This window comes from Microbacterium sp. F2 (assembly GCF_052274505.1).
Lineage (GTDB): Bacteria > Actinomycetota > Actinomycetes > Actinomycetales > Microbacteriaceae > Microbacterium.
Window position 1 is genome coordinate 94,312 of record NZ_JBNVBV010000008.1, and the last position, 23,011, is coordinate 117,322.

Genomic DNA, 23,011 nt, shown 5'->3' on the forward strand with positions numbered 1-23,011 from the left:
AGAATCTACCGTCGCGACACGTCGTGTGGTCGGGATCTCTCGGAATTGCGGCAGTTGTCGTAGGTCTGCCCGGGGAGGGGCCTCAGCGTTCCGGCTCGCTCGTTCTCCTTCGTCTGCCCACAATGTCGCGAACAACATAGCCCTCGTCGGTTCGAGTGAGTCCCGCCCGTCGCGAACGATCGATGCCGCGAGCTCGCTCGTCTTCGAGAGTCCGGGCAATCGTCACGGCGAGTGAGCGGGTAGCGCCGCCCGAAGCGAGAAAGGCGTCGGCGCTACGTCGGGCGAATCCGGTGTAGTCGGCTGGAAGCCAGAGGGGGAGCGACCGGGGGCCGGCCCAGTAGGCGACGTCATGAGCGAGAAGCTCGTCATCCGTTGCCGCGATCACTTCTCCGCGGAAGCCGGCAGCGCGCCGCGTCTGCTCGAGGACGTCGGTGAGCGCGTGCGGCGGCCCGACGGCGTTGGCTACGCCGGTTGCACCGTCGACGCCGACGAGAACGAGCCAGGCCGCGAGGTCGTCGACGTCGATGACCTGCACGTGGCGTCCAGCGGTCGTCGGGACGAGTGCGGGACCCGGCTGCAGGAAGCGCGCCATCCAATACCCGAACCGGTCCGAGGGATCGCCCGGGCCCACGATCAATCCTGGTCGTGCGATGAACAGCCGGTCACCGACCGCCGCGGTCGTGGCGCGTTCCGCAGCGACCTTTGCATCCGGATACTGCGAGAGGTCCTGTGGCTCCACGAGATCCGCGGACTCCCCGGCATCCGGCTCGTCATTTCGTTCATAGACCGAGACGCTGGATACCAGCGTCCAATGGGCGGCGTTGTGCGAGAGCGCTCGGAGCGCGCCGGTCACGAGGTCGGGCGCATACGAGAGCTCGATCACCTCGTCCCACGGACCGGACACCTCGTCGTAGGCGGAGGGCAGGGTGCGGTCGGCGCGGATGAGTCGCACGCCTGGGGGAGCTGATCCCGCGCTCCCTCGGGCCAGGCACACGACCTCGGCACCGCGCTCGCGCCATGCTCGGGCAACGCGCCCTCCCAACCAGGCGGTTCCGCCCAGCACCAGCACCCGCGTCACGCGTTCAGCCAACCAGACGCCCGCCTATCGGCGCTTCCCGGTTCGCTGCGGGCTGACGATCAGCGCTAGGCCGTCACCGCGTCCCGGGTCGACTTCCAGCCCAGCGCGGGTGCGACGTGCTTCGCGAACGCCTCCACGATTCGCAGGTTGAAGGCCACACCCAACTGGCTGGGGATCGTGAGCATCAGCGTGTCAGCCGACTGCACGGCGGCATCCGCCAGCAGCTGCTCGACGAGGGCATCAGGGGCTCCCGCATAGGTCTTCCCGAAGGTCGAACGCATGCCGTCGATGTAGCCGACGCCGTCGCCGTCCTGGCGGCCACCGAAGTACATCTCATCTTCGGCGGTCGTGATCGGGAAGATGCTGCGACTGACCGACACTCGCGGTTCGCCCGCGTGACCGGCCGCACGCCATGCCGCGTGGAACGCGTCGATCTGCTGGGCCTGAAGCTCATCGAAGGGCAGGCCGCGATCCTCGGTCAAGAGGGTCGACGACATCAGGTTGACGCCCATCCGTCCCGCCCACTCGGCGGAGTCGCGGTTTCCGGCACCCCACCAGATGCGCGAGCGAAGCCCGGGGGAGTGCGGTTCGATGCGCTGCAGCCCAGAACCGCCGCCGAAGGGGCTCATCGCGTCGCGCTCGGCCAGGCCCTCTCCTTCGACTGCGCGAAGGAACAGGTCGAAGTGTTCGCGGGCGATGTCGGCGCCGCGCGGGTCGGTCGAGCCGGTGTAGCCGAACGCCTCATAGCCGCGAACGACGGTCTCGGGTGAACCACGGCTGACGCCGAGGGCGAGTCGTCCCTCGCTGATGAGATCGACGGATGCCGCTTCCTCAGCAAGGTACAGAGGGTTTTCGTAGCGCATGTCGATGACGCCGGTGCCGACCTCGATGCGCTGGGTCTTGGCTGCGATAGCGGCAAGTAGCGGCATGGGAGAGGACTGCTGCCTCGCGAAGTGGTGCACCCGGAAGTAGGCGCCGTTCACGCCAAGGTCATCCATGCCCTGCGCCAGATCGATCGCCTGGAGCATGGAGTCCTGCGCCGTCAGGATGTGTCCGCCGCCGAGGGGGCCGTAGTGGCCGAACGATAGGGTTCCGAATCGCTGCATATCTGATTCAACCTCCACGGGGGTCAATCTATTCCGGTGAATGGATGCTGGGGTAGTAGGCGGCGATCACACCGGCCGGGCGAGAACGAAGTCGTGCTCGAGGCGCTCGCCGACGCGGAAGCGTTTCTCGCCGACGGCGGTGAATCCGTGTTTCGCATAGAACCGCTGCGCGCGGACGTTCTGTTGATTCACGCCGAGCCACACATGACGGATGCCACTCGCACGTGCCTCGTCGATCGTGCGCTCGAGAAGGCGTGCGGCGACCCCCGATCCGTGAGAGGAAGGGAGGGCGTAGCACTTCGACAGTTCGGCAACCGGGCGCGCACGGTCATCACCGAGCGCGACGTGGACGTCGGCGTCCGTCGGTTCGCCGAGCACGAGCATCGTGTAGCCGACGAGCCTGCCCTCGATCTCATCGACGAGCACGACGCGGTCGGGGTCGACGAGGTAGCCGAGGAAGGATGCCTCGCTCAGGTGTGCATCGATGAACGCGCTCTGGTCGAGAGCCGTCGACTCCGGCGGGCACGCCAAGGGGAACGTCTCCGCGGCGAGCTCATGCAGCGCTGCGGCATCTTCCGGGGCGGCCCGACGGATCACAGCATCCATTCTGCCGTTCGCGCCGCTAGCTTTGGCATGAGAGCCGCAACGTCGCGGCCCGATCTGGGAGTGTGCCCGTGTACGCATTCATCGTCCTGCTGCAAACGCTGATCTTGCCTGTCGTCTCAGGTGGGATCCAGCTCCTGGTGTCAGGAGGACACCCCCTCCTCGTCTTCGGTCTGTGGTGGGGGTTCTGGGGTGTTGGTATCCGTCTGACACTGGCCGGCCTCAGTCAGGTGATGAAACCCGACCGCACGCGCAAGATCCTGGGAGTCGATTCGACGGATGCCAACCAGGTCGTCCAGGAGCTCGGCTATGCCAACCTCGGGATGGGGGTGACAGCGCTCGCGATTCCTTTCCTGCCGACGTGGGGTGTGCTCTTGGCGGTACCAGGAGCGATCTTCCTGCTGCTTGCCGGCCTGCGGCACGTGTCCAAACCGGGCAAGAACACCGCCGAGCAGGTGGCCACGTGGACCGACCTGCTCGTCTTCCTGGGTGTGACCGCGGGCGTGGTGGGGCTCGCGATCGTCGGGTGGTGACCGGGCGCTCCCAGAACATCGCATCGAACGGAACGGGCGATCCTGGACGGATCGCCCGCAGTGGGCCGGTCGTCCGTAGGCTGGAGGCATGAACAAAGGCACTCTCTGGACGATCCTCGGAGTCATCGCGGCGATCGTGATCGCGTGGATTCTCGTGGAACTCCTTTGGGGCGTTGCTTTGCTCATCGTGAAACTTGTGGTCGTGGCGGTCGTCGCCCTCTTCGTTTTCTTCCTGCTGCGCGCAGTCTTCTCGCGGTCCTCGTCTGAATGAACACGCGCACGGTTCGGGGCACAGCTGGCGCAGCGTTCCTCGCTGCGGCGCTGACCCTGACCGCGTGCGTGGAATCGGCATCCGAGCGCGTGCAGACCCCGAGCGCAGAGGCGACGACGCCGGCGGCAACACCCACTCCGAGCACGTCATCGATTCCCGCGATGTGGCGCTCGGCCGGTGCGCCGACCGCCGTTGCGGCGAACCTGAGGGTGCCGTGGTCGGTCGTGCCCTTCGCCGATGGGACGCGCATCGTCAGCACGCGCGGCGGCGAGATCGTCGAGATCGACGCGAGCGGTTCGGTACGTACGATCGGCGGGATATCCGGCGTGAGTGCCACCGGCGAGGGTGGCCTTCTCGGGCTCGCTCTGCTCGAGAAGGATGCCGAAGCGTGGCTTTACGCCTATCTCACGAGCTGGGACGGGAACCGCGTCATCCGGATGCCGCTTCTGGGCGCTCCTGGTGAACGTGGTCTCGGTGGTGAGCAGATCATCCTCGAGGGCATCCCGAAGGCGAACACGCACAACGGCGGACGTATCGCTTTTGGTCCGGATGGGTACCTGTACGTCGCGACAGGGGATGCTGGAAACCGGGATGCATCGCAAGATCCCGGTTCGCTCGCGGGCAAGATCCTGCGGATCGACGCTGAGGGCTCACCGGCGCCGGGTAACCCGTTCGGCACTGCCGTCTACTCCCTCGGGCACCGCAACGTGCAGGGCTTGGCGTGGACCGACGATGGCGCTCTGTGGGCCACCGAGTTCGGTCAAGACCAGGTGGATGAGATCAACCGCATCGTGCCGGGCGGTAACTACGGCTGGCCGATCCACGAGGGGGCCGCGGGGGATCCCGCATTCATCGATCCGATCGTCACCTGGCCGACCGATCAGGCAAGCCCCAGCGGTCTGGCGGCTGTCGGGAACACCCTGTTTGTCGCGGCGCTGCGCGGTGAGCGGGTGTGGATGCTCGATGTCGGCCCCGAGGGGATGATCGGTGATCCGCAACCCCTGTGGATCGGGGAGTTCGGTCGCATCCGTGACGCTGCGGTCGACGACGACGAACTGCTGTTGCTGACCAGCAACACCGACGGGCGCGGCACGCCAGCGGGTGACGATGACCGGCTGCTTTCGGTTCCGCTCGTCGAGGCGGCACCGTAGGTCGAGAAAAGCGCCTTAGCTGGCGAGGTGCTTCTCAAACCAGTGATGCGCGTAGGGCTCGTCGTTGAATGCGGGAATCTCGACATAGCCCGCTGACCGGTACAGCCGAATGGCCTCGGTGAGTGTGCGGTTGGTATCGAGCCGCACCACCGTTGAGCCGGCATCCCTCGCGGCATCCTCGATGGCGGTGAGCAGGCGCCTGCCCAGGCCCATGCCGCGTGTCTCGGGGGCTACCCAGAGGCGTTTGATCTCTCCGACGCGGTCGGGGTGAAGCTTGACGCCCACGCATCCGACGACGGTGCCCTTGAGCGTTGCGATCAGGAAGCGGCCCGCCGGGGGGCGGAGCGCGTCTGCGGGGGCGGGGCGGGTCGTGGCGGGATCGAATCCCAGCTCGAAGCGCTCCGCGAGCACGGCGTAGTACTGCGTGATCGCTTCGCGGGCTGCGGGTTCGTCGGGGTCGGTGGGTGAGATCTCAATTGCTGAAGCGGTCAGAAGTTTGCGTGTTGTTGCAGCGGCCGAGAGCAACTCTTCGCGTTGACTCGGCGTGAGCGGCTCGAGGATCGCGTCGGCAAGATCATCTGACAGGCGATCCAGGATGTCGACCTCAGCGCGTCCGGCATCCGTGATCTCTGCTCGACGCACGCGGCTGTCATCGCCGGATGCGACCGTCACGATGAGTCCCTCGTGCTCGAGAGCGCGGAGCATGCGGCTGAGATAGCCCGAGTCAAGACCCAGACCAGTTCGCAGATCCCGTACCTCCGCCCCGTCGGTGCCGATCTCCCAGAGCAGCCGGTCCAGGGCCAGTGACCGGCCCCGGTCGAGGTACTGGTCTTCGAGAACCCCGATCCGCTCGGTGACGGTTCTGTTGAAAGCCCGCAGCTCCGCGCGCGCGTGAACGGGGTCGGGCGGGCTCGAACTCATATGTCTGACTATAGTCAGACAATCCTCCGGGTTCGAGATCTGGATCGGGAGCGACCTCACACTCTGGGGAGCGACGTCGTCCTGAATGATGAGAGCGTGCGTCCTGGTCGTGACGACGCGGACGAGGAGAGATCATGCGCATTGCCGTTGCAGGCGGAACCGGGACCGTGGGACAGCACGTCGTGGAGCAGGCGACCAGAGCCGGCCACGAGGTCGTCGTGCTCTCGCGATCGAACGGTGTCGATCTGGTGGCAGGAGACGGCGTGCGAGCAGCTATCGAAGGAGCGGATGCTGTCATCGACGTCGCATCGATCCAGACGCTGTCGGCCCGAGCATCTCGCGAGTTCTTCGGGGCGGTGACTGAGAACCTGCTCGCGGCTGCCCGCGGCGCCGACGTTCACCACGTCGCGCTGTCGATCGTGGGTGCGGCGCAGGCTCCCCACGGCTACTACGCGGGCAAGTTCCTGCAGGAGCAGCGGGTGGCGGCATCCGCCGGGCACTGGTCGATTCTGCGGGCGACGCAGTTCCATGAGTTCGCCGTCCAGGTGCTCGCGCAGGCGAAGGTCCTCGGCGCGCACCTCGTGCCGCGGATGCGGTCACAACCCGTGGCCGCGGCCGAGGTTGCCGCTGCGCTGATTCAGATCGTCGAAAGCGGCGCACACGGCCACGCGCCCGACCTCGCGGGCCCGCGCGAAGAACGGATGGCAGACCTCGCCCGCAGCTACCTGCGCAAGACCGGATCGCCGGAGCGGGTGCTCGAGGTGCGGCTCCCCGGTGCGCTGGGTGCCGCGATGGCGACTGGCGGACTGTTGCCTGGGCCGGGCGCCCGCCTCGGGTCGCAGACGTTCGATGACTGGCTTGCTCAGTACGGTGGCTCCGGGAGAACCGATGACCGATGAGACTCTCGACGACGAGGCGATCGCCGAACGTCGGCACCTCGTATCGCTCGCGTTCCGGATGCTGGGCACCGTCGCCGAGGCCGAGGATGCCGTGCAAGAGACAAGTGCGCTGGTATCGCCTCAGCGACCAGGAGCGGGCGTCGATCGTGTCACCGCGCGCCTGGCTCACTCGGGCGGCGAGCAGAATCTGCCTGGACATGCTCGGGAGCGCGCGGGCGCGGCGCGAGAGCTACGTCGGGGAGTGGCTCCCGGAGCCGGTGCCGGTCTCGGCGTTCGCTGCTCCGCAGGAATCCGATGGCCTAGACCCGCTTGACCGCGTGAGTCTCGACGACTCGGTCTCCAGTGCGCTGCTGACGGTGCTGGAGTCGATGACGCCGGCGGAGCGTGTCGTGTTCGTGCTGCACGAGGTCTTCGCGGTGCCCTTCGGCGAGGTCGCTGAGGTGGTCGGGCGAACGGATGCCGCGTGTCGCCAGCTCGCGGCATCCGCTCGCCGTCGGGTACAGAGCGCCGGGGCGCGTCGCGTCTCACGGGAGGAACACGACAGGGTGGTCTGGGCTTTCGCGGTGGCCGCCCAGTCGGGTCGCCTCGATGAGCTGGTGGCCGTGCTCGACCCGGAGGTCGTGCTGCGCTCGGACGGCGGCGGTCATGTCAGCGCTGCCCGCAGGCCGGTCGTGGGCGCCGACCGCGTTGCTCGCTTCCTCCTGGGTACCGCGAGCAAGCGCCCCGAGGTTCAGCTGCGACCTCAGCAGACGCCCGACGGACTCGGCTTCGTCATGTGGTTGGATGCGCGGATCATCGGGGTCGTGACGCTCGAGGTGGGCGAGGGGAGTGTGCGCGAGGTCAGGCTGGTCTTGAACCCCGAGAAGCTCTCACTGTGGAACTGACAGCGGCGACGACTCCCGCGAACAATGCGCCGTACCAGAGCGCTGCCGTTCCGGTCACTGCATAGACGGCCGCGCCGCAGACCGCGCCCACTGCGATGGCGAGCCAGAGTGCAAGGTAGCGCAGCCATCCGGTGCGGTCGCCGCCGCGCAGTGCACCGACGATTCCTTCGCCGATCTTCACGAGCGCGCCGGTCATATAGGTGATGCCGAAAGAAGGCCCGCCGCTGCCACTGAAGACGGTGTTCACGGCTCCCATCGCGAGCGAGAGGCAGAGCGCGGTGGGCGTGACGGCCAGCAGCGCCGCGCCAGTCACCGCGTTGGCCTCGATCGGGGGAGCGGATGCCACAGCCGCACCGACCGCGACCAGCACTGCCACGCCGAGCAGAACAATCCATCCCCGGTCGCGCCGCGGTGTTCGGACCACCGTCCCGGCCATGACCCCGACGACGAAGGCGACGATCACGGCGAAACCGAAACCTGCGGCCGCAAGATCGCCCCCGGCAAGCTCGACGCCGGACTGGGTCGTGTTGCCGCTCATGAACGACACGAAATAGCCGCCCAGATAGATGAACGCGACGCCGTCGATGTAACCCGCCAGCACGGCGAGGAGTACGGCGATCGCGAGCCGAGAACGGGGGAGTGAATCGACCACGGGCGGGCGGCATCCTTTCCCGCGGCGATCCTCGCGCGGTCTCAGCGCCCACAGTAGCGCTGCGCGCCCTTCCGGCTGCGCGGTCAGTGGCTGCGCATGCCGGTCAGGTACTGGGCAGTCATCTGAACGCGACGGTCAGGATCGTGGATCAGGCGCTCGAGAATGCCGGTTGCCTCGTCGCTCTCGATCTCGCCGAGAGCCTGGGTCAGCCGAAGTCGGGCATCGGCGTCGGCGCGGGGCGTCAGCGCGGCATCCAGTCTCCGCTCGATCTCGCCCGGATGGGAGCGTGCGATGTACCCGAGCGATTCGGCTGCCTCGACATCGCTCGTGCCCCGCACAATCATCGCGATGAGTTCGTCTGCCGCCTCCGGCACGCCGCGTGGACCGAGGCTCAGCGCAGCAGCGCTGCGGACGACCGGATCGGCGTGGGCGAGAGCGTCGAGCAGGACAGAAACGACATCCGTCCGCGCTGGCGACGCGATCTTCGCGAGCGTCGTGATCGCTCGCTGTCGGACCGCGCCATCGGGTGAATCGAACGCGCTGCGCAGCGTTGCGACGACGGTCTCGTCGGCCGTTCGCGCGAGCGCCCACTGCAGCGCGCCGGCGACGTTCGGGTCATTTTCGGCGAGCACCGCGTCGGTGAGTGCCGCTGCCATCGGCTGCGTGGGGTGTGCGAGCGCTGCGCGTTGTCGGTGAGAGGCATCGTCTGATCCCAGCCGCTGCAGCAGCGCGACCGTGTGCAGGACGTCGGTCCAGTCCTCGGGTTGTTGCTCCCGCAGCCGACGGAGTCGCCCGAGCAGTTCTTGCTCCCGGGTGATCGTCTCAACGGTTCTCGCGATGACGCGATCCAGGATGTCGGACGGCGCCGCATCGGCATCGGCCAGAGCGTGCCCGACCTCACGGAGCGGCAGTCCGAGCGAGCGCAGAGCCTCGACCTGCAGCAAGCGACGCAGATCGTCATCGCCGTAGTCTCGGTACCCCGCGCTGGTGCGCTCGCTCGGTTGCACCAGGCCGATGCGGTCGTAGTGCCGCAGCATCCGTGCGCTCACCCCCGACAGCCGGGAGAGCTCGCCGATTCTCATTCGACCGTTCCCGCCGCCGAGCCGCCGGCGACCGTTGGCGCGTTGCGCAGCGAAACGACACGCTTCGCCGCGAACACGGCTGCTTCGAAGCCCTCGTCCGGGTCGGCGAGCAGCCGCTGGGTCGCGAGGGCATGCATCCGGGCTGCCTCGCTGGGCTTACCCGCAAGAATCCGATCGACCGCGGCCGATCCCGCGTCGCCCAGGGCCACGATGGCGCGGCTGAGACTGCGCTGCACCTCCATGTCGCCTCGACCGAGCTGACCGGTGAGCGCGTCGGCGAGCTCGGGCTCGAGTCCGGCCGGGACGAGGACGGCCGCCGCGCGCCAGGCTGACCGCGCGACCTCGTCATCTGGGTCGCCGAGCACCTCCGGTGTGATCGCCTGCCATCCGTCTGCCGCGCCCACCTTCGACAGGGTGTGCAGCGCCTGACTGCGAGCCTGAGGGTTCGCGCTGCGCGCCTCGACGAGAAGCCGCGGCACCGTCTGCGCACTGTCGTGACGCGTGATCGCCCAGGTCAGGGTGTCGCGCACACTGAAGTCGGGCTCGATCGCGCACCGACCGATCAGAAGTTCGACGAAGCCCGGGTCGGGATGCGTGCCAGCCGTCAGCGCCGCCTGCATCCGTGTCGGCGCCGACGTATTCCGCAGCAGCAGGTCCAGGTGGTCGATGCTCGGGGATTGCGTGCTCATAAGACACCTCCTGCACCCATCCAAAAGCTTGTCACAGTGACAAGGTCAAGCGCTGCAGCGGCTGGTTTCACAGCGATCTTGCCGCCGCGCGTGTTAGCGTCCGGGCATGTCCTCGACAGGCCCCGAGGCTGTGTCTCCCAGCTCCCACTCCGCACCGTCCGGCTCGCTCGAGCGCGAGATCCGTGCCGAGATCGCTGACGCTGAGCGCGCGGACCGCCCGATCAGGCGGATGCTGCGCCGGGCGCGCGGCTGGGTCGCGCGGCATCGGCGTATCGAGATCGCCTACCGTGTCGGCGTCGCTCTCGTCGGGGCAGTCATGACCCTCGGCGGCCTCGTCCTGGTTCCGCTGCCGGGGCCGGGATGGCTGATCGTGTTTCTTGGGCTCGCGGTGCTCGGCACCGAGTTCCATTGGGCACGCCGGCTGTCTGGCTGGGTCAAGCGGATGCTGGACCGGTTCTGGCAGTGGTGGCGTCAGCGTCGCGCGGCTCGTGCCGCTCGCGAAGCTCGCGCAGAATGAGAGCCCAGGCTAGAAGGAACGCCGGTTCGTCGAGCCGTCGTCGTCGCATCCAGCTCGTGACCTCTGCGTTGCACTTGCTTGCGTTACAGCTGCCGCAGGCCGGAACCACGTTGTCTATGGTGTAGCGGCCGCCGCGCGAAATCGGAAGCACGCAATCCTTCTGGAGGGCAAGACCCGCGCGTCCGCAGTACGCGCACCGTCCCCACGCATCGCGGATCAGTACCCATTCGCGTTCGGTGAGGTCACTACCCGATGCGGCCACACGCCTGGCGCGGCGCCGTGCAACACGGGCACGGCGGGTGCGTGGGGCGGCCATGGCATTGACCGTAGTGCCCTCCTACCGCGGCGGCGCGGCGAAACGCGCGCGTCAGCCGGCGGCGCGGTGCACGAGATCCCGCAGGGCGGCTTCCACCTCGTCGGTCACCTCGACAACGGCAAAGGCCGTCGCCCACATCGCGCCGTCATCGAGCAGAGCATCCTCGTTGAATCCGATGCTGCCGTAGCGCGTGTCGAACTTCGACGCTGGCTGGTAGAACACGACGACCTTCCCGTCGCGCGCGTACGAGGGGAATCCGTACCAGGTCTTCGGGTCGAGGTGGGGAGCCTCATCCTGAACGATCCGGTGGAGCAGCTCGGCGACGGCCTTGTCTGTCCCCGTGAGTGCGGCGATGGCATCGACGCACGCCTGTGCTTCCTTCTTCTTTTTGGCCGAGCCCGTTCCGCCCGCCGCCTGCTCGCGCAGTTCCGCTGCGCGCTGCTTCATTGCGTCGCGTTCGGCGTCGCTGAAGCCAGCCGCTGAGGTGTCACGCTTGGCGGCCATCGTGGTTCCCTTCTGGTGCCGGTGACACCGAACATACGGGGATCGGGCAGCTCCGCGCTTCTTGATTCCTGCTTGATACGCGGACACCCAGGGGACGTGGTCACAGAAAGCACAGAGGATTTCGTGACCGAATCTCGATCCGACTGGCGCCCGCGTCGAACGTCGGGCGCTGCTAATCTGCCCCGTGGAACCGACCCGATGACGGGATCCAGACACCTGACGGAGTGAACTCGATGCGGAACGTTGTGCGCCAAAACCAGCCCCACCCGATTGGGTCCGACGACAGAGTGCGCACCAACACCCCGGGAAGACGTCTCCTCGGCGCCGTCGCGGTCGTGACGGCATCCGTGTTCGCCCTGGCTGGGTGCTGGGCGACCGCTGACGGTGACGCTGAGGACTCCGCGGTGAGCGGTTCGGTTGTTCCGGTCGTCGACGGCGCACCCGTGTCCGGGTGGGATGTGTCGGTCTGGTCAGCCGGTACGGAGGGCGAGCCGGCGGCGCAGATCGGTTCCACGTCATCCGACCGTGACGGGGACTTCGTCGTCGACCTCGGTTCTGTCTCGCGGGACGACGATCTCGTCTACCTGCTCGCGACCGCCCCTGGCGGTGACGACACGACGATGACCGCAACCTTCGCAGCCATCATCCCCACGGATGCCACGGCGGTCGTCCTCAACGAGCGAACGACTGTCGCAGCGGGCTACGCCCTTGCCCAGTTCACCGGGCCGGAGGGGGTCGAAGGCTCTTCTCCGGGTCTGCCGAATGCCGCGTCGATGTACGCAAACCTCGTGGATGCGCAGACTGGCGACTATGGCGCCGTGCTCACATCGGCACCCAACGGCACGCAGACCGAGGCACTGCCGACGTTCACCTCGCTCACCAACATCCTCAGTGCGTGCGTGCTCGATACCGACGCGTGCCGGGTTCTCGTGGATGCCGCGAGCGCGCGGTCCGACGATCGGCCCGTTGACACGTTCCGCGCGTTCGCGCAGATCGCCCGGGACCCGAGCGCTGCACCCTCTGAGCTGTACGACCTGTCGCTGACCGTGGCCGGCGACCGGCCGGGCCTGATGGCAGCCCCAGCGGCCTGGACTCTCGCGCTGCGCTTCGACGGCGACGGGCAGACCCTCGACGGCCCGGGCAACTTCGCCATCGACCCCGACGGCAACATCTGGGTCAACAACAACTACGAGTACGGCGCCGACCCGCAGGATCCGACCTGTGGCAGTGATCTGCTGATGAAGTTCGCACCCAACGGCGAGATGGTCGGCAAGTACACGGGAGGCGGCCTGAGCGGTTCGGGATTCGGCATCGCGTTCGACCCGTCCGGGCAGCTGTGGGTGAGCAACTTCGGGTTCGCCGGTGAAGGATGCACCGAGCAGCCGACACACAACAGCGTGTCGCTCTTCTCGATCGAGGGGGAGCCCCTCTCGCCGGCTGGCACCGGATTCACCGCGGGCGACCTCGCGTGGCCGCAGGGCATGGACATCACGGCCGCCGGCGATGTCTGGAACGCGAACTGCCAGACGGGCACTGTCACCGTGTATCCCGGTGGCGACCCCGAGAAGGCGATGACGCTCGATGCCGGCCTTGACCAGGCGTTCGGTGTGGTCGACACGGGTACGCACGTTGTCGTGAGCGGTATCGCGAGCAGCTCGGTGGCGGTCTTCAACTATGACGGGACCCTTGTGGGGGGTGCTGCGCTCTCGGGCGACGAGTTCGTGTTGCCGATGGGTGTGGCTGCCGACCCGGAGGGCAACGTGTGGGTCGCCAACTCCGGTTCCACAACCCTCCCGTGCCCGACCCGCCCGATCTCGTCGGGACCGGCGGGGTCGATCGCGCTGATCGACGCCGACGGGCAGACGGTCTCCGGCCCGTTCACCGGCGGCGGGATCACCCGGCCGTGGGGCATCGCAACCGACGGCAACGGCAACGTCTTTGTCGGGAACTTCTCCGATCAGCGGGTATCAGCGTTCTGCGGCACCTCTCCCGAGACATGCCCCGGTGACCTGTCGACGGGTGACCCGATCTCACCGGACGCCGGCTACGCTTTCGACGGACTCGTCCGCAACACGGGCCTGATCGTGGACCCGTCGGGCAACCTCTGGATCGCCAACAACTGGGAGACCGTCCCTCTGCAGACGAACCCTGGTGGGCACCAGATCGTCGCCTTCATCGGTCTCGCCGCCCCTGTCGAGGTCCCGCCGTTCAGCTGAGTTGTCCTTCGCGTACCGGGCGTCATGCAGGGGCGTGAACCCGTGATCACGGATGCTTGCGTGGGGCATCCGGCGGGTGTTATGTTTCTCGACCCACAACGACGTGCCCAGGGGTAACCGTCAGGTCCCCGGATCGTACGGCACGGCCCGAAACCGCTGTATCTCGGTAGGTCGGAACAGGTGCCCATCGATCGCCGGGCGCGCGTTGTCGGGGTGCGTCCGCTGTGCCAGGCTCGGATCGTGAGCACCAGCACCGATCTTCGCGTGACACCACCCACCCGCCGCGAATGGCTGGCCCTCGCGGTCCTGTCGACGGGGCTCGGCCTGATCGTGCTCGATGGCACGATCGTCGGCGTCGCGCTTCCGGTCATCATCGCCGACATCGGCCTGGACCTCACCGACGCGCAGTGGGTCAACAGCCTCTATGCGGTTCTGCTGGCAGCGCTCCTGCTCTCGACGGGCAAGCTCGCCGACAGGTGGGGACGCAAGCTCCTGTTCCAGGTGGGTCTCGTCGTCTTCGTCGGCGGCAGCATCCTGGCGGCGATGGCGGATGCTGCGGGCCCGTTGATCGCGGCGCGCGCTGTGCAAGCGATCGGCGCGGCGCTGATCATGCCCTCGACGCTGTCGACCGTGAACGCGGTGTTCCGCGGTAAGTACCGCGGCGCGGCCTTCGGCGTGTGGGGTGCAGTGATCTCGGGAGCTGCAGCCATCGGCCCGCTGGCCGGTGGCGCTCTCACCCAGTGGGCCTCGTGGCACTGGATCTTCCTCGTGAACATCCCCCTCGGTGCGGCAGTCTTCATTGCGGGGCTGCTGACGGTCCCCGAGACCAAGGGCGCGAAGGGTCGACCGGGAGCCGATGTCGACGGTGCGCTTCTGAGCGCCATCGGCTTCGGCGCACTGGTCTTCGCCGTGATCGAAGGGCCCCAGCTGGGCTGGTGGGCACCGACGGGCGAGTTCTCGATCTTCGGGTGGCAGTGGCCGGCGGACGCTCCGGTGTCGGTGGTCCCCATCGCGTTCGCCGTGGCGGTCGTGGCTCTCGTGCTGTTCGTGCTGTGGGAGCGTCACCGCGAGAAGGTACGACGGTCGGCGATCCTGGATCTGAACCTCTTCCGCCTGCCGACCTTCACCTGGGGCAACGTCACGGCAGCCATGGTCGCGGTGGGGGAGTTCGCGATCATCTTCGTCCTGCCTCTCTACCTCGTGAACGCGCTCGGGTTGGATGTCATGGGTGCGGGCCTGGTCCTTGCCGCCATGGCGCTCGGCGCCTTCTTCTCGGGCGCCTCGGCGCGTCACCTCGCGGCGCGTTTCGGCTCGCCCGGGACGGTGCTGATCGGACTCGCGCTCGAGGTAGCCGGCGTCGCTGTGCTGGCGCTGCTGATCACCGGTGACAGCTCGGGGTGGATTGTCGCGATCCCGCTGGTCGTTTACGGCCTGGGCCTGGGGCTGGCATCCGCACAATTGACCGGCACGGTGTTGCAGGATGTGCCGGTTGACGTCTCAGGTCAGGGATCTGCCACCCAGAGCACCGTGCGGCAGGTGGGGTCGGCCCTCGGAACCGCGTTCGCGGGAGCGGCGCTGGCGGTTGCCCTCGCGCTCACGCTGCCGGCCGCGTTGACGGATGCTGGCATTACCGGGCCGACCGCCACCCAGCTCGCCGACACCACACGGCAGTCCGCGGGGACGACGATCAGTCAGTTGCGCGTCGAGGGCGCGAGCAGCCCGCTCGGTGACCAGACCGCGGCGGCAGTGACGGCACTGTCGAACGGCTTCGCGGATGCCACCCGCTGGTCGCTGCTGGTGGCGACGGTGTTCCTCCTGCTCGGGTTCGTTGGGGCACTCGTGGTCCGCCGTGCTGCCGCGCGGTCGACCGCGGCCGTGGGGGAGAGCGCGTGAAGTACGACCTCAAGAAGGATCGGAAAGACCTCTACGCGCCCGGGAGGCAGGACTTCACGCGCGTGACGGTTCCGCCGATGACCTACCTCGCGATCGACGGTCACGGCGACCCCAACACGTCACCCGCGTACACGGATGCCGTGAGCGCCCTCTACGCGTCGGGTTATGCCGTCAAGTTCGCCTTCCGGGGCCGCACGGGTGACGATGTCGTCGTCGGCCCGCTTGAGGGGCTGTGGTCAAGCGATGACCCGTCGAGCTTTGAGGACCGCCGCAAGGACGCGTGGGACTGGACGATGCTGATCCCGTTGCCGCCGGCGGTGGCGGATGCCGACATCCGTGCCGCACTCGAGACGGCGGCACGCAGGAAGCCGGAGCTTCCGATCGGCCGGGTGAGTGCGGTCACGATCGAGGAGGGTCTGTCGCTCCAGATTCTTCACGTGGGGTCGTACGACGCGGAAACCCCGACGCTGCATCGACTGCACGCCGAGCTCATGCCGTCGCAGGGTCTGACATTCAACGGGCCGCACCACGAGATCTACCTCAGCGATCCGCGCCGCGTCTCTCCCGAGAAGCTGAAGACGATTCTTCGTCAGCCGGTGCGAGAGATCGCGTGACGACGCGGGTCCGGCAGGAAAGTGCCGGACCCGCGTCGCCTCACGCGGCCGGCTGCGCCTCGGCGAGCGCCGTGCGAAGGCCCTCGATGAGCGGCGTCGTCGGCCGCCCGATGAGGCGCGCGAGCGTTCCATCGGTATCGGCGAGAACCCCGTCGGCGATCGCGAGGTCGATTCCCACGACGAACTGGGCGACCTCGGTGGGAAGACCGAACTGCTCGAGCTGTGCCTGCTTGTCGGCAGCTGACTGCGAGACGTACGTCACGTCCCGGCCCAGAAGCTCACCGGCCGTCACAGCGAGCTCGTCGTAGGTCCATGCCACGTCGCCCGCGAGCTCGTAGACCCGACCGACGTGCCCGTCCTCAGTGAGAACGACAGCGGCAGCCTCCGCGTAGTCGCGGCGGCTCGCGCTGGCAACGCGCCCCTCGCCAGCCGCTGCGGCAATGACGCCGGACGCGGCCGCTCCGAGGACGTCCTGCGTGTAGTTCTCGTGGTACCAGTTGTTGCGCAGGATGACGGCGGGAAGGCCCGCGGCAGCGATCGCCTCCTCCGTCGCGCGGTGTTCGGCGCCGAGCGCGTAGTCCGCGGATGTCGCCTTCGGCGCACTCGTGTACACGAACTTCTCGACGCCGGCCTTCTTCGCCGCTTCGATGACGTTGAGGTGACCTGCGAGCCGGGTTCCAACCTCGGAACCCGAGATCAGCAGGATGCGATCAACGCCCTGGAGGGCGGCATCGATCGTGGCTGGTTCGGCGTAGTTCAGCTGCGCGATGCGCACGCCGAGGTCGACCAGAGGAGCTGCCTTGTCGGGCGTGCGCACGCCGGCGACGATGTCGGATGCCGCAACGCCGCGCTCGAGGAGTGCGGTGACGACGTGGCCGCCGAGGTGGCCGGAGGCGCCCGTAACGAGAATGGCCATGGTGAATCCTTTCGGTCGTGACGCCGCTTCGGCGCTCGTGAGCAGAAACCTGGATTCGAAATCGCGCATTCCTTGCGTACGGTACCCACCTTTTCGTAAGGTACCCACGTGTCAGTAAGTCTTGCGGAAATACGCGACGTTCGGGAACGAGCTTTCTCTGCGGCCTGTCCCACACGGGTCGTGCTCGACCACGTGATGTCGAAATGGGGCATCCTCGTGTTGCTGACGCTTGGCAACGGCACAGCGCGGTGGGGTGAGCTGCGCCGCAGCATCGACGGCATCAGCGAGAAGATGCTTGCGGCAACGCTCAAGACCCTCGAGGGAGATGGCCTTGTCCAGCGCACCTCGTACCCTGAGGTGCCTCCGCGGGTCGAGTACTCGCTCACGGAGCTCGGCCGTGACCTGATGCTTCGTCTCGGCCCGCTCATGGACTGGGTTGCCGAGCACGCTGATGACATGGTCGACCGGGATCTGTCTTCCTAGCCCAACGGTTCACGCTCGACGCTCGGACGGAATCCGACGAACAGCAGATAGCCGGCGAACCACAGCTCGAAGGCGAAGATCGGTGCCGCAGCAAGGCCAGCGAGCACGTTCGTCTGGTCGATGATCCCGAACAGCTGTGCAACGTCGGATGCCAAGACGAGGGTCGCGCCGACGGCGCCGAGTATCGGGATTCCGCGCACGACGGCGCGTGAGCGCCATAGGAGCCACGACAGCACGAGGGTGTTGACCCCGATCACGAGGCCCTGCCCGATGAGGAACGACGCGGCGTGTATCCCCACCAGGCTGGCGGCGATCGTCGTGTCGGGAGAGGGAGCGATCGCAATGTCGGCCCCCGGGACCGAGCCGGAGAGGATGAAGACGAGCGTGAGCATCGGGAGGATGCCGGCGCCGATGATCGCGCCTTCGAGCGTGCGCAGGCCGGCGAAGGTGTAGGCAGCGGCCGGGCCGGAAGGACGCAGGGCGGCCAGCAGCACGGTGCCATTGGCGACGCATGCGATCGCGAGGATCAGCTCGAGTGTGATCCCGGTGCGCAGCAGCCCCGCCGAAGACTCGGCAATGCCCTCGGCGTAGGCGAATGCTGCGGCGACGGAGGTGACATGGGTCACGAGATACAGAGAGCCCGCCCAGAGGGCGAGGGTACGGATTCGGGGCATTGCAGTCTCGTTTCTTCGAGTGGTATACGCGGTATACCGCGCTGTCGACGACTGTAGGTGTACGCTGTATACATGTCAAGTTCCTCGCGAATCCGCAGTGAATCTTCGCGACTGCGGGGGGCATCGTGACAGCGGCGAGTTCCCGTGGCGCGCTCACGACGCAGAGTGTGACGGCGGCTGCTGTCGAGCTGGCAGACGACGTAGGGCTCGAGGCGATGACGATGCGGCGCCTCGCACAGGCGCTTGAGGTGACACCGATGGCGCTCTACAAGCACGTCGACAATCGCGAGAAGCTGATCGACCTCATGTTCGATCGGCTCGTCATCCAGATGGCGCCGGAGCTCGCAGAGCATGACCCGTCTTGCGCTCTATCCGGTACGAACGATGCCGACTCGAGCGCTGATTGGCGCGACGTACTGCGTGAGCAGATTCTTGCTGCGCGGGCGACGATGATGTCTCATCCGTGGTCGTTCGAGGCGATTCAGACACGCCCCCTCGCCTCCCCGGTTGTGCTCGCGTACATGGACCGGCTCATGGGGATCATGTTCCGTGGGGGCCTGTCGGCGGATCTCGTCCATCACGCCATGCACACGCTCAGCACCCGCATGTGGGGGTTTACGCACGACGTGCTTCCGACGCCCTCGGCATCCGAGGCTGCGGCGGAATCGGGAGGCGAGCTCGTGTCCGAGGATGCCGCGCTGGCGTCCTTCGCGGCATCGTTTCCCCACATCGTGCGCATGGCGATGACAGCACCGGGCGCGGCGGGGCAGTGCGATGCGGATGCCGAGTTCGGCTTCGCCCTCGACATCCTGATCGATGCCTTCGAGCAGCGCCGACTCTCCGGGTGGAGCTCGACCAGCTCGCAGTCCTGAGTGTGCGCGTTGGTGACAGCCGCCATCTGTCGGGTGTTCCACGGGCCTGCCCGTCGTAGCCTGGACGGATGACAGGCGACTCCGGTGACGCGGCGGCGTTCGCTGACCATCACGGCGCCCGTCGGCAGCTGCTCGATCTCGTGTCGACAGATCCGGCTGTGGGGCCCCGCGACAGTCTGGCGGCGCTCCTCGGTTTCCCGAAGGACCCTGACGCAAGGCGGGCTGCGGTCCTCATCCTGTTCGGTGTGCTGGATGACGCGCCGAGCGCTCACCGCGCGAGTGCTGCAGCTGTATCCCGCGACCTCGACGTGCTTCTGCTGGCCCGGGCGACGACGCTGCGTTCGCACGCGGGACAGGTCGCCTTTCCCGGGGGCAGGCTCGAGCCCGATGATTCCGGTCCCGTCGCCGCGGCCCTGCGCGAGGCTCAGGAAGAGACCGGTGTGAACCCCGACGGCGTCGATGTTCTGGGCACTCTCGCTGAGGTGCCGTTGCCGTACTCGTCGCATCGCGTCACGCCGGTCCTCGCGTGGTGGCGTGAGCCGTCGCCCGTGCGAGCTGTCGATGTGGGCGAGTCGTCGGCGGTCTTCCGGGCGCCGGTTGCGGACCTGCTCAACCCTGCGAACCGCGGATGCACCGTCATCGATCGTGGCCCACGCACGCACCGCGCCCCCGCGTTCCAGGTGAGCACCGAGACTGGTGAGCACCTGGTCTGGGGCTTCACTGCGATGCTCCTGGACGGACTGTTCGATCGTCTGGGGTGGACCGAGCCGTGGGATCAGGCGCGTGAACTCGCGATCCCAAATCTCTTGCCGTAGGCGAGACGGATGCGACTGACGCCGTCAGATGGGTCAGCGCACGAGAGGGATGACAGCTGCCAGCGAGACGACCGGCGCAGCGAGCAGGCCCATGAGCACGAATCGGGTCCAGCTGACCTCGACACCATCGGCTTGTAGTCGTTGGTGCCACAACAGGCTTGCAAGCGATGCCCACGGCGTGATGAGTGAACCCGCGTTGACGCCGATCAGCAGAGCCGCGAGACGCTCGGGGGGGCCGGCGACCGGTTCGACGAGCAGATAGGCCGGCAGGTTGTTGATGAGGTTGGCCGAAACGAGTCCGGTTCCGGTGAGGCGCCACAGCGATAGAAGGTCGGTGCCGGAGCCCGCGATCGAGCCGATCAGGGCGCCGGAACCCAGCGTCTCGAGAATGCCGACAGCGAAAAAGAGCCCGGCCGCGAAGATCACGAGCGAGAAGGGGACGAGGCGCCACCTCACAGCCCGCGGATGCCGCCAGGCGAAGACGCCGAGCAGAACAAGCGCCGCCGCGGACGCGGGGATCCAGGGAGGCATCCCTGACACGAGAAGCGGCAACAGCACCACGACAACGATCGCTGCGATGCGAAGCAGGACCGGATCGGCTGCCTCCGGTGCTGCTATCGACGGATATGTTCCGCGGAGACGTCGATGGAAGAACAGCACCAGAACGCCGACCGTCGCCACGATGGCGATCCCAGCCGACGGGCCGAGGAGGGCGATGAACTCCCACGGACTGAGGTGCAGCAGGTCGGCAGCGAGCAGGTTGGTGAGGTTCGAGACCGGCAGCACGAGGGAAGCCGTGTTCGCGAGCCAGACGGTTGCGAACACGAACGGGAGCGGGTCGAGGCGCCGTGCCCGCACGACCGCGACGATGACCGGGGTGAGAAGCACCGCGGTGGTGTCGAGAGACAGGAACGCGGTGGCCGCGACGGCGAGGATGACGACCATCGCCCACAGTGCAGCAGTTCGTCCCTTGCCGAGGCGTGACAGCCGGTGTGCCGCGGCGTCGAAGACACCGGCTGCCGCTGCGAGTTCGGCAACGATCGTCACCGCGACAACGAACAGAAGGATGGGCCATACGCGTTCCGCGACGACCATCGCGTCATCGGGGCGGGCACGGTCTGTCGCGATCGCGGTTGCGGCGGCCAGGAGCAGTACGAGGCCAACGATCGCCAGTTTCATGGCATCCGTCCTCTCCTGGTTCACGGTGAACGCTCGCACGCGGCCAGGGTCTCGGCGGCGGGCAGGTGACCCGCGATGAGAGACTCAGATGTGCGAACCCGACCCCGTTCTGTGCTGGTGCTTTCCGCAATTCTCACCGTGATGACCGTGTTCGACATCGTTCTGCATGTCGCGATCGATCAGGTCGAGCCGTTGCGCATCTCGGGCAACTTCGTGGTTTTGGCGGCCGCGCTCGCTGTGTTCTTCGTGCCCTCTGCGCGGCGCGCGTGGGTGCCTGCTCTGGCGGGTGCGATCAGTCTGGCGCTGAATCTCGTCTTCATCCTGCGCGAGGGCATCGGACCGCTCGGGGCGGTACTGGTCGCCGCAAGCACGGCGCTCTGCGTGGCAATCGCGATCGTGCTCGCCCGTCCGCGCCGCTAACGGCATCCGCCCCGCCAGCGCCGGCGGCCACGGATGCTGACGTCAGCGCCGCGTGCTCGCGATGCGGCTGCGACGCAGCATCAGCGCGGCGCCACCGGCGACGAGCGTCGTACCGAGGAGCGCTGCGATTCCCACCAGCTGCAGCGCACCCGTGTCCATCCCGCCTTCGGCGAGGACTGACGCTCCGCCGCCGCTCGATGAGCCCGATGCTGTGATCGTGATCGGTGTCGAGAACGAGCGTCCCGAGGTGAGACCTGTCGCGACGAGAGTGTGGGCGCCGGGGATTGTACTCGCCGGAATCGTCAGGGTCGTCGAGAAGGTCCCCGATCCGGTGGCCGGGATCGACGCGAGAACCACCGGGGTCGAGTGCAGCTCGATCTTCACGGTCTCGTTCGGGGCGAATCCGCCGCCCGAGAGCGTGACCTGGCCTCCTTGGCTCACATCGCTCGCACTGGCTGTCACCGCCATCGTGGTGGAGATCGCCTGCTGCACGATGTTCGCGATCTCGAGCACACCGCCCTCGTCCGGGTGCAGGGCGCCGATCTTCACGCAGATATCGGTGTTGCCGTCGGCGGGCAGGTAGTCCGGATCACAGGTCGACTGGCTGTTGAGGTAGAGCGTGATGCCGTTGATCCATGGGTCGGGGGTGCACAGGGTGTTGCCCGCTGTTTGGTCCCATGTGGGAATGAAGGTGAAGTTCGCATTGGTCGCCGCAGTCTCGATGGCGTCGTCGAGCTGCTGCTCGATGTCGTGCAGGAACTGCAGGTCGACACCGTTGTAGGGCACCGAGTTCGGGGTCAACGGATCGGTGAAACAGGCGTCGGTCGCGTTGTTAGGAGCCACCTGCGGGTAGCCGACGACGAAGACCTGCGCCTTGGGTGCCACAGCGCGGATCTCAGCGAATGTCGTCGCGAGGCGTGGCGCAACGGCGTCGGTGATACGGCCCGCTAGGTATGCGGACGGGTAGTTGACCGGGTCGCCGAAGTAGTCCTTGCAGTTGTCGAACGCACCGACTTTGTCGGCGAGGTAGAGAGGGTCGGAGTTGACGGACAGGCGCATACACGCTGTCGCGATTGAGGAGAAGCCGAGGTCGTTGCCGCCGATCCCGACGGTGACGACGTCGGTGTCAGCGCTGAGTCCTGCGGATTGCAACTGCGGCGCGGTCATTCCCGACAGGGTCACCTGCAGTGTGGAAACGTCGGGAAGGGTCGGCAGGATGACATTCGGATCGGTGGGTGAAACGGTGGCCGGCCCGTAGCCGATGTTCGCCGTGATCGCACCAGAGCACGTCTGGTCGTTGATCGTCAGGCCGAACGACGCGGCAAGGATGTGCGCGTAGTTGCCGTCAGCCTGGTAGCAGCCGTTCGGGTCGCCTGCGAATGGACTCGTGTTGCTGAACGGGTTGAGGCCGTACCCTGCCTGGTACGAGTCGCCGAGCGACACGTAGTCGAGGCCGTCGAGCGGGCCAGAGCCGCCGTTGGCTGTCGCGGGTGCTCCCGTGAAGAGCATGAAACGAGACCGGTCGTCGCAGCAACAGCCGCCATCAGCTTTCGCACGGCATCACATTAGCGGCAAGGAGGCGGCAGCCGCTGCCAGGCGCGACGTTCCGGGCGCTGCCTCGGGGCCCGTGTCGTCGAGGTGGTCTTAGCCTCGATCCACCGATGGACGGGGCGTTGAGCGAGCGTCGTGACGTAGAAATGCCCCTCTGATCAGGAAGAATAGA

General features: G+C 67.3%; 26 protein-coding genes. 13 read left to right on the top strand and 13 right to left on the bottom strand.

All coding sequences use genetic code 11. The features are described from left to right. Positions 1-82 precede the first annotated feature (82 nt). The 3 genes from ACQVDU_RS13445 to ACQVDU_RS13455 form a co-directional block, all read right to left on the bottom strand. A complete protein-coding gene (locus ACQVDU_RS13445) occupies positions 83-1,078 on the bottom strand; it encodes an NAD-dependent epimerase/dehydratase family protein (protein ID WP_443477394.1) in 996 nt (331 codons plus the stop codon). 65 nt (positions 1,079-1,143) lie between these two features. After that, positions 1,144-2,184 (bottom strand): LLM class flavin-dependent oxidoreductase, encoded by a 1,041-nt coding sequence (locus ACQVDU_RS13450; protein ID WP_443477412.1) that lies wholly within the window; start codon positions 2,182-2,184, stop codon positions 1,144-1,146. A 66-nt stretch (positions 2,185-2,250) separates the two neighbouring features. Then, positions 2,251-2,790 carry a GNAT family N-acetyltransferase gene (locus ACQVDU_RS13455; RefSeq protein WP_331791156.1) on the bottom strand — a complete coding sequence of 180 codons (540 nt, stop codon included), beginning with the start codon at positions 2,788-2,790 and terminating at the stop codon, positions 2,251-2,253. Between the two features lie 68 nt (positions 2,791-2,858). On the opposite strand from ACQVDU_RS13455, the gene ACQVDU_RS13460 reads away from it, so the two are divergent. From ACQVDU_RS13460 to ACQVDU_RS13470, 3 genes are all read left to right on the top strand, one after another. Further along, positions 2,859-3,320 carry a DUF6790 family protein gene (locus ACQVDU_RS13460; RefSeq protein WP_331791157.1) on the top strand — a complete coding sequence of 154 codons (462 nt, stop codon included), beginning with the start codon at positions 2,859-2,861 and terminating at the stop codon, positions 3,318-3,320. 88 nt (positions 3,321-3,408) lie between these two features. Continuing rightward, positions 3,409-3,591 carry a hypothetical protein gene (locus ACQVDU_RS13465; RefSeq protein ID WP_292708237.1) on the top strand — a complete coding sequence of 61 codons (183 nt, stop codon included), beginning with the start codon at positions 3,409-3,411 and terminating at the stop codon, positions 3,589-3,591. Next, positions 3,588-4,742 (top strand): PQQ-dependent sugar dehydrogenase, encoded by a 1,155-nt coding sequence (locus tag ACQVDU_RS13470; RefSeq protein WP_331791158.1) that lies wholly within the window; start codon positions 3,588-3,590, stop codon positions 4,740-4,742. Before ACQVDU_RS13465 ends, ACQVDU_RS13470 begins: the two co-directional genes overlap by 4 nt. 15 nt (positions 4,743-4,757) lie before the next feature. Here the strand turns inward: ACQVDU_RS13470 and ACQVDU_RS13475 are convergent, their stop codons facing one another. After that, entirely contained in the window at positions 4,758-5,663 is a 906-nt protein-coding gene (locus tag ACQVDU_RS13475) for a bifunctional helix-turn-helix transcriptional regulator/GNAT family N-acetyltransferase (protein WP_443477395.1), read from the bottom strand. A gap of 134 nt (positions 5,664-5,797) precedes the next feature. On the opposite strand from ACQVDU_RS13475, the gene ACQVDU_RS13480 reads away from it, so the two are divergent. Beyond that, positions 5,798-6,562, top strand: coding sequence for an SDR family oxidoreductase (locus ACQVDU_RS13480; protein WP_443477396.1), 765 nt, complete (start codon positions 5,798-5,800; stop codon positions 6,560-6,562). 197 nt (positions 6,563-6,759) lie between these two features. Further along, positions 6,760-7,446, top strand: coding sequence for a sigma factor-like helix-turn-helix DNA-binding protein (locus ACQVDU_RS13485; RefSeq protein ID WP_443477397.1), 687 nt, complete (start codon positions 6,760-6,762; stop codon positions 7,444-7,446). Here the strand turns inward: ACQVDU_RS13485 and ACQVDU_RS13490 are convergent. From ACQVDU_RS13490 to ACQVDU_RS13500, 3 genes are all read right to left on the bottom strand, one after another. Then, the gene (locus tag ACQVDU_RS13490) at positions 7,403-8,098 is read right to left on the bottom strand and encodes a YoaK family protein (RefSeq protein WP_443477398.1); all 696 of its coding nucleotides are present in this window, start codon (positions 8,096-8,098) and stop codon (positions 7,403-7,405) included. The genes ACQVDU_RS13485 and ACQVDU_RS13490 overlap by 44 nt on opposite strands. Positions 8,099-8,181: 83 nt before the next feature. Further along, positions 8,182-9,180 (bottom strand): HEAT repeat domain-containing protein, encoded by a 999-nt coding sequence (locus ACQVDU_RS13495; protein WP_443477399.1) that lies wholly within the window; start codon positions 9,178-9,180, stop codon positions 8,182-8,184. Then, on the bottom strand, positions 9,177-9,869 hold the full coding sequence (locus tag ACQVDU_RS13500) for a HEAT repeat domain-containing protein (RefSeq protein ID WP_443477400.1): 693 nt from the start codon (positions 9,867-9,869) through the stop codon (positions 9,177-9,179). Before ACQVDU_RS13500 ends, ACQVDU_RS13495 begins: the two co-directional genes overlap by 4 nt. A 106-nt stretch (positions 9,870-9,975) precedes the next feature. Between ACQVDU_RS13500 and ACQVDU_RS13505 the strand changes: the two genes are divergently transcribed. Continuing rightward, positions 9,976-10,386: a TIGR02611 family protein gene (locus tag ACQVDU_RS13505; protein WP_443477401.1), complete on the top strand. Its 411-nt coding sequence runs from the start codon at positions 9,976-9,978 to the stop codon at positions 10,384-10,386. Here the strand turns inward: ACQVDU_RS13505 and ACQVDU_RS13510 are convergent. Further along, positions 10,304-10,702: an HNH endonuclease gene (locus ACQVDU_RS13510; protein WP_443477402.1), complete on the bottom strand. Its 399-nt coding sequence runs from the start codon at positions 10,700-10,702 to the stop codon at positions 10,304-10,306. The genes ACQVDU_RS13505 and ACQVDU_RS13510 overlap by 83 nt on opposite strands. Positions 10,703-10,753: 51 nt before the next feature. Beyond that, positions 10,754-11,206 (bottom strand): hypothetical protein, encoded by a 453-nt coding sequence (locus ACQVDU_RS13515; RefSeq protein WP_443477403.1) that lies wholly within the window; start codon positions 11,204-11,206, stop codon positions 10,754-10,756. Positions 11,207-11,493: 287 nt separating this feature from the next. Here ACQVDU_RS13515 and ACQVDU_RS13520 point away from each other — a divergent pair, with 287 nt between their 5' ends. The 3 genes from ACQVDU_RS13520 (at position 11,494) to ACQVDU_RS13530 (ending at position 15,929) form a co-directional block, all read left to right on the top strand. After that, on the top strand, positions 11,494-13,422 hold the full coding sequence (locus tag ACQVDU_RS13520; RefSeq protein ID WP_443477404.1) for an NHL repeat-containing protein: 1,929 nt from the start codon (positions 11,494-11,496) through the stop codon (positions 13,420-13,422). 240 nt (positions 13,423-13,662) lie between these two features. Next, on the top strand, positions 13,663-15,315 hold the full coding sequence (locus tag ACQVDU_RS13525; protein ID WP_363493433.1) for an MFS transporter: 1,653 nt from the start codon (positions 13,663-13,665) through the stop codon (positions 15,313-15,315). Next, positions 15,312-15,929 (top strand): GyrI-like domain-containing protein, encoded by a 618-nt coding sequence (locus ACQVDU_RS13530; RefSeq protein WP_443477405.1) that lies wholly within the window; start codon positions 15,312-15,314, stop codon positions 15,927-15,929. The genes ACQVDU_RS13525 and ACQVDU_RS13530 overlap by 4 nt, the downstream gene beginning before the upstream one ends. A 40-nt stretch (positions 15,930-15,969) precedes the next feature. Here ACQVDU_RS13530 and ACQVDU_RS13535 read toward each other — a convergent pair whose 3' ends face one another. Continuing rightward, positions 15,970-16,845 (bottom strand): SDR family oxidoreductase, encoded by an 876-nt coding sequence (locus tag ACQVDU_RS13535; protein WP_443477406.1) that lies wholly within the window; start codon positions 16,843-16,845, stop codon positions 15,970-15,972. Positions 16,846-16,953: 108 nt separating this feature from the next. On the opposite strand from ACQVDU_RS13535, the gene ACQVDU_RS13540 reads away from it, so the two are divergent. Further along, positions 16,954-17,328, top strand: coding sequence for a winged helix-turn-helix transcriptional regulator (locus tag ACQVDU_RS13540; protein WP_300590928.1), 375 nt, complete (start codon positions 16,954-16,956; stop codon positions 17,326-17,328). Here ACQVDU_RS13540 and ACQVDU_RS13545 read toward each other — a convergent pair. After that, a complete protein-coding gene (locus ACQVDU_RS13545) occupies positions 17,325-18,002 on the bottom strand; it encodes a DUF4386 domain-containing protein (RefSeq protein WP_300590929.1) in 678 nt (225 codons plus the stop codon). The two genes, ACQVDU_RS13540 and ACQVDU_RS13545, sit on opposite strands and share 4 nt — an antisense overlap. Positions 18,003-18,127: 125 nt before the next feature. On the opposite strand from ACQVDU_RS13545, the gene ACQVDU_RS13550 reads away from it, so the two are divergent. Next, positions 18,128-18,874, top strand: coding sequence for a TetR/AcrR family transcriptional regulator (locus tag ACQVDU_RS13550; RefSeq protein WP_300590930.1), 747 nt, complete (start codon positions 18,128-18,130; stop codon positions 18,872-18,874). 68 nt (positions 18,875-18,942) lie between these two features. Then, complete coding sequence (locus ACQVDU_RS13555) at positions 18,943-19,689, top strand: NUDIX hydrolase (RefSeq protein ID WP_443477407.1); 747 nt, start codon at positions 18,943-18,945, stop codon at positions 19,687-19,689. A gap of 33 nt (positions 19,690-19,722) precedes the next feature. On the opposite strand, the gene ACQVDU_RS13560 is transcribed toward ACQVDU_RS13555, so the two are convergent. Then, positions 19,723-20,868: an SLC13 family permease gene (locus tag ACQVDU_RS13560; RefSeq protein WP_443477413.1), complete on the bottom strand. Its 1,146-nt coding sequence runs from the start codon at positions 20,866-20,868 to the stop codon at positions 19,723-19,725. A 141-nt stretch (positions 20,869-21,009) separates the two neighbouring features. On the opposite strand from ACQVDU_RS13560, the gene ACQVDU_RS13565 reads away from it, so the two are divergent. Beyond that, complete coding sequence (locus tag ACQVDU_RS13565; protein WP_300590932.1) at positions 21,010-21,288, top strand: hypothetical protein; 279 nt, start codon at positions 21,010-21,012, stop codon at positions 21,286-21,288. 42 nt (positions 21,289-21,330) lie between these two features. Here ACQVDU_RS13565 and ACQVDU_RS13570 read toward each other — a convergent pair whose 3' ends face one another. Beyond that, positions 21,331-22,797: an SGNH/GDSL hydrolase family protein gene (locus ACQVDU_RS13570; RefSeq protein ID WP_300590933.1), complete on the bottom strand. Its 1,467-nt coding sequence runs from the start codon at positions 22,795-22,797 to the stop codon at positions 21,331-21,333. Positions 22,798-23,011: the final 214 nt, after the last annotated feature.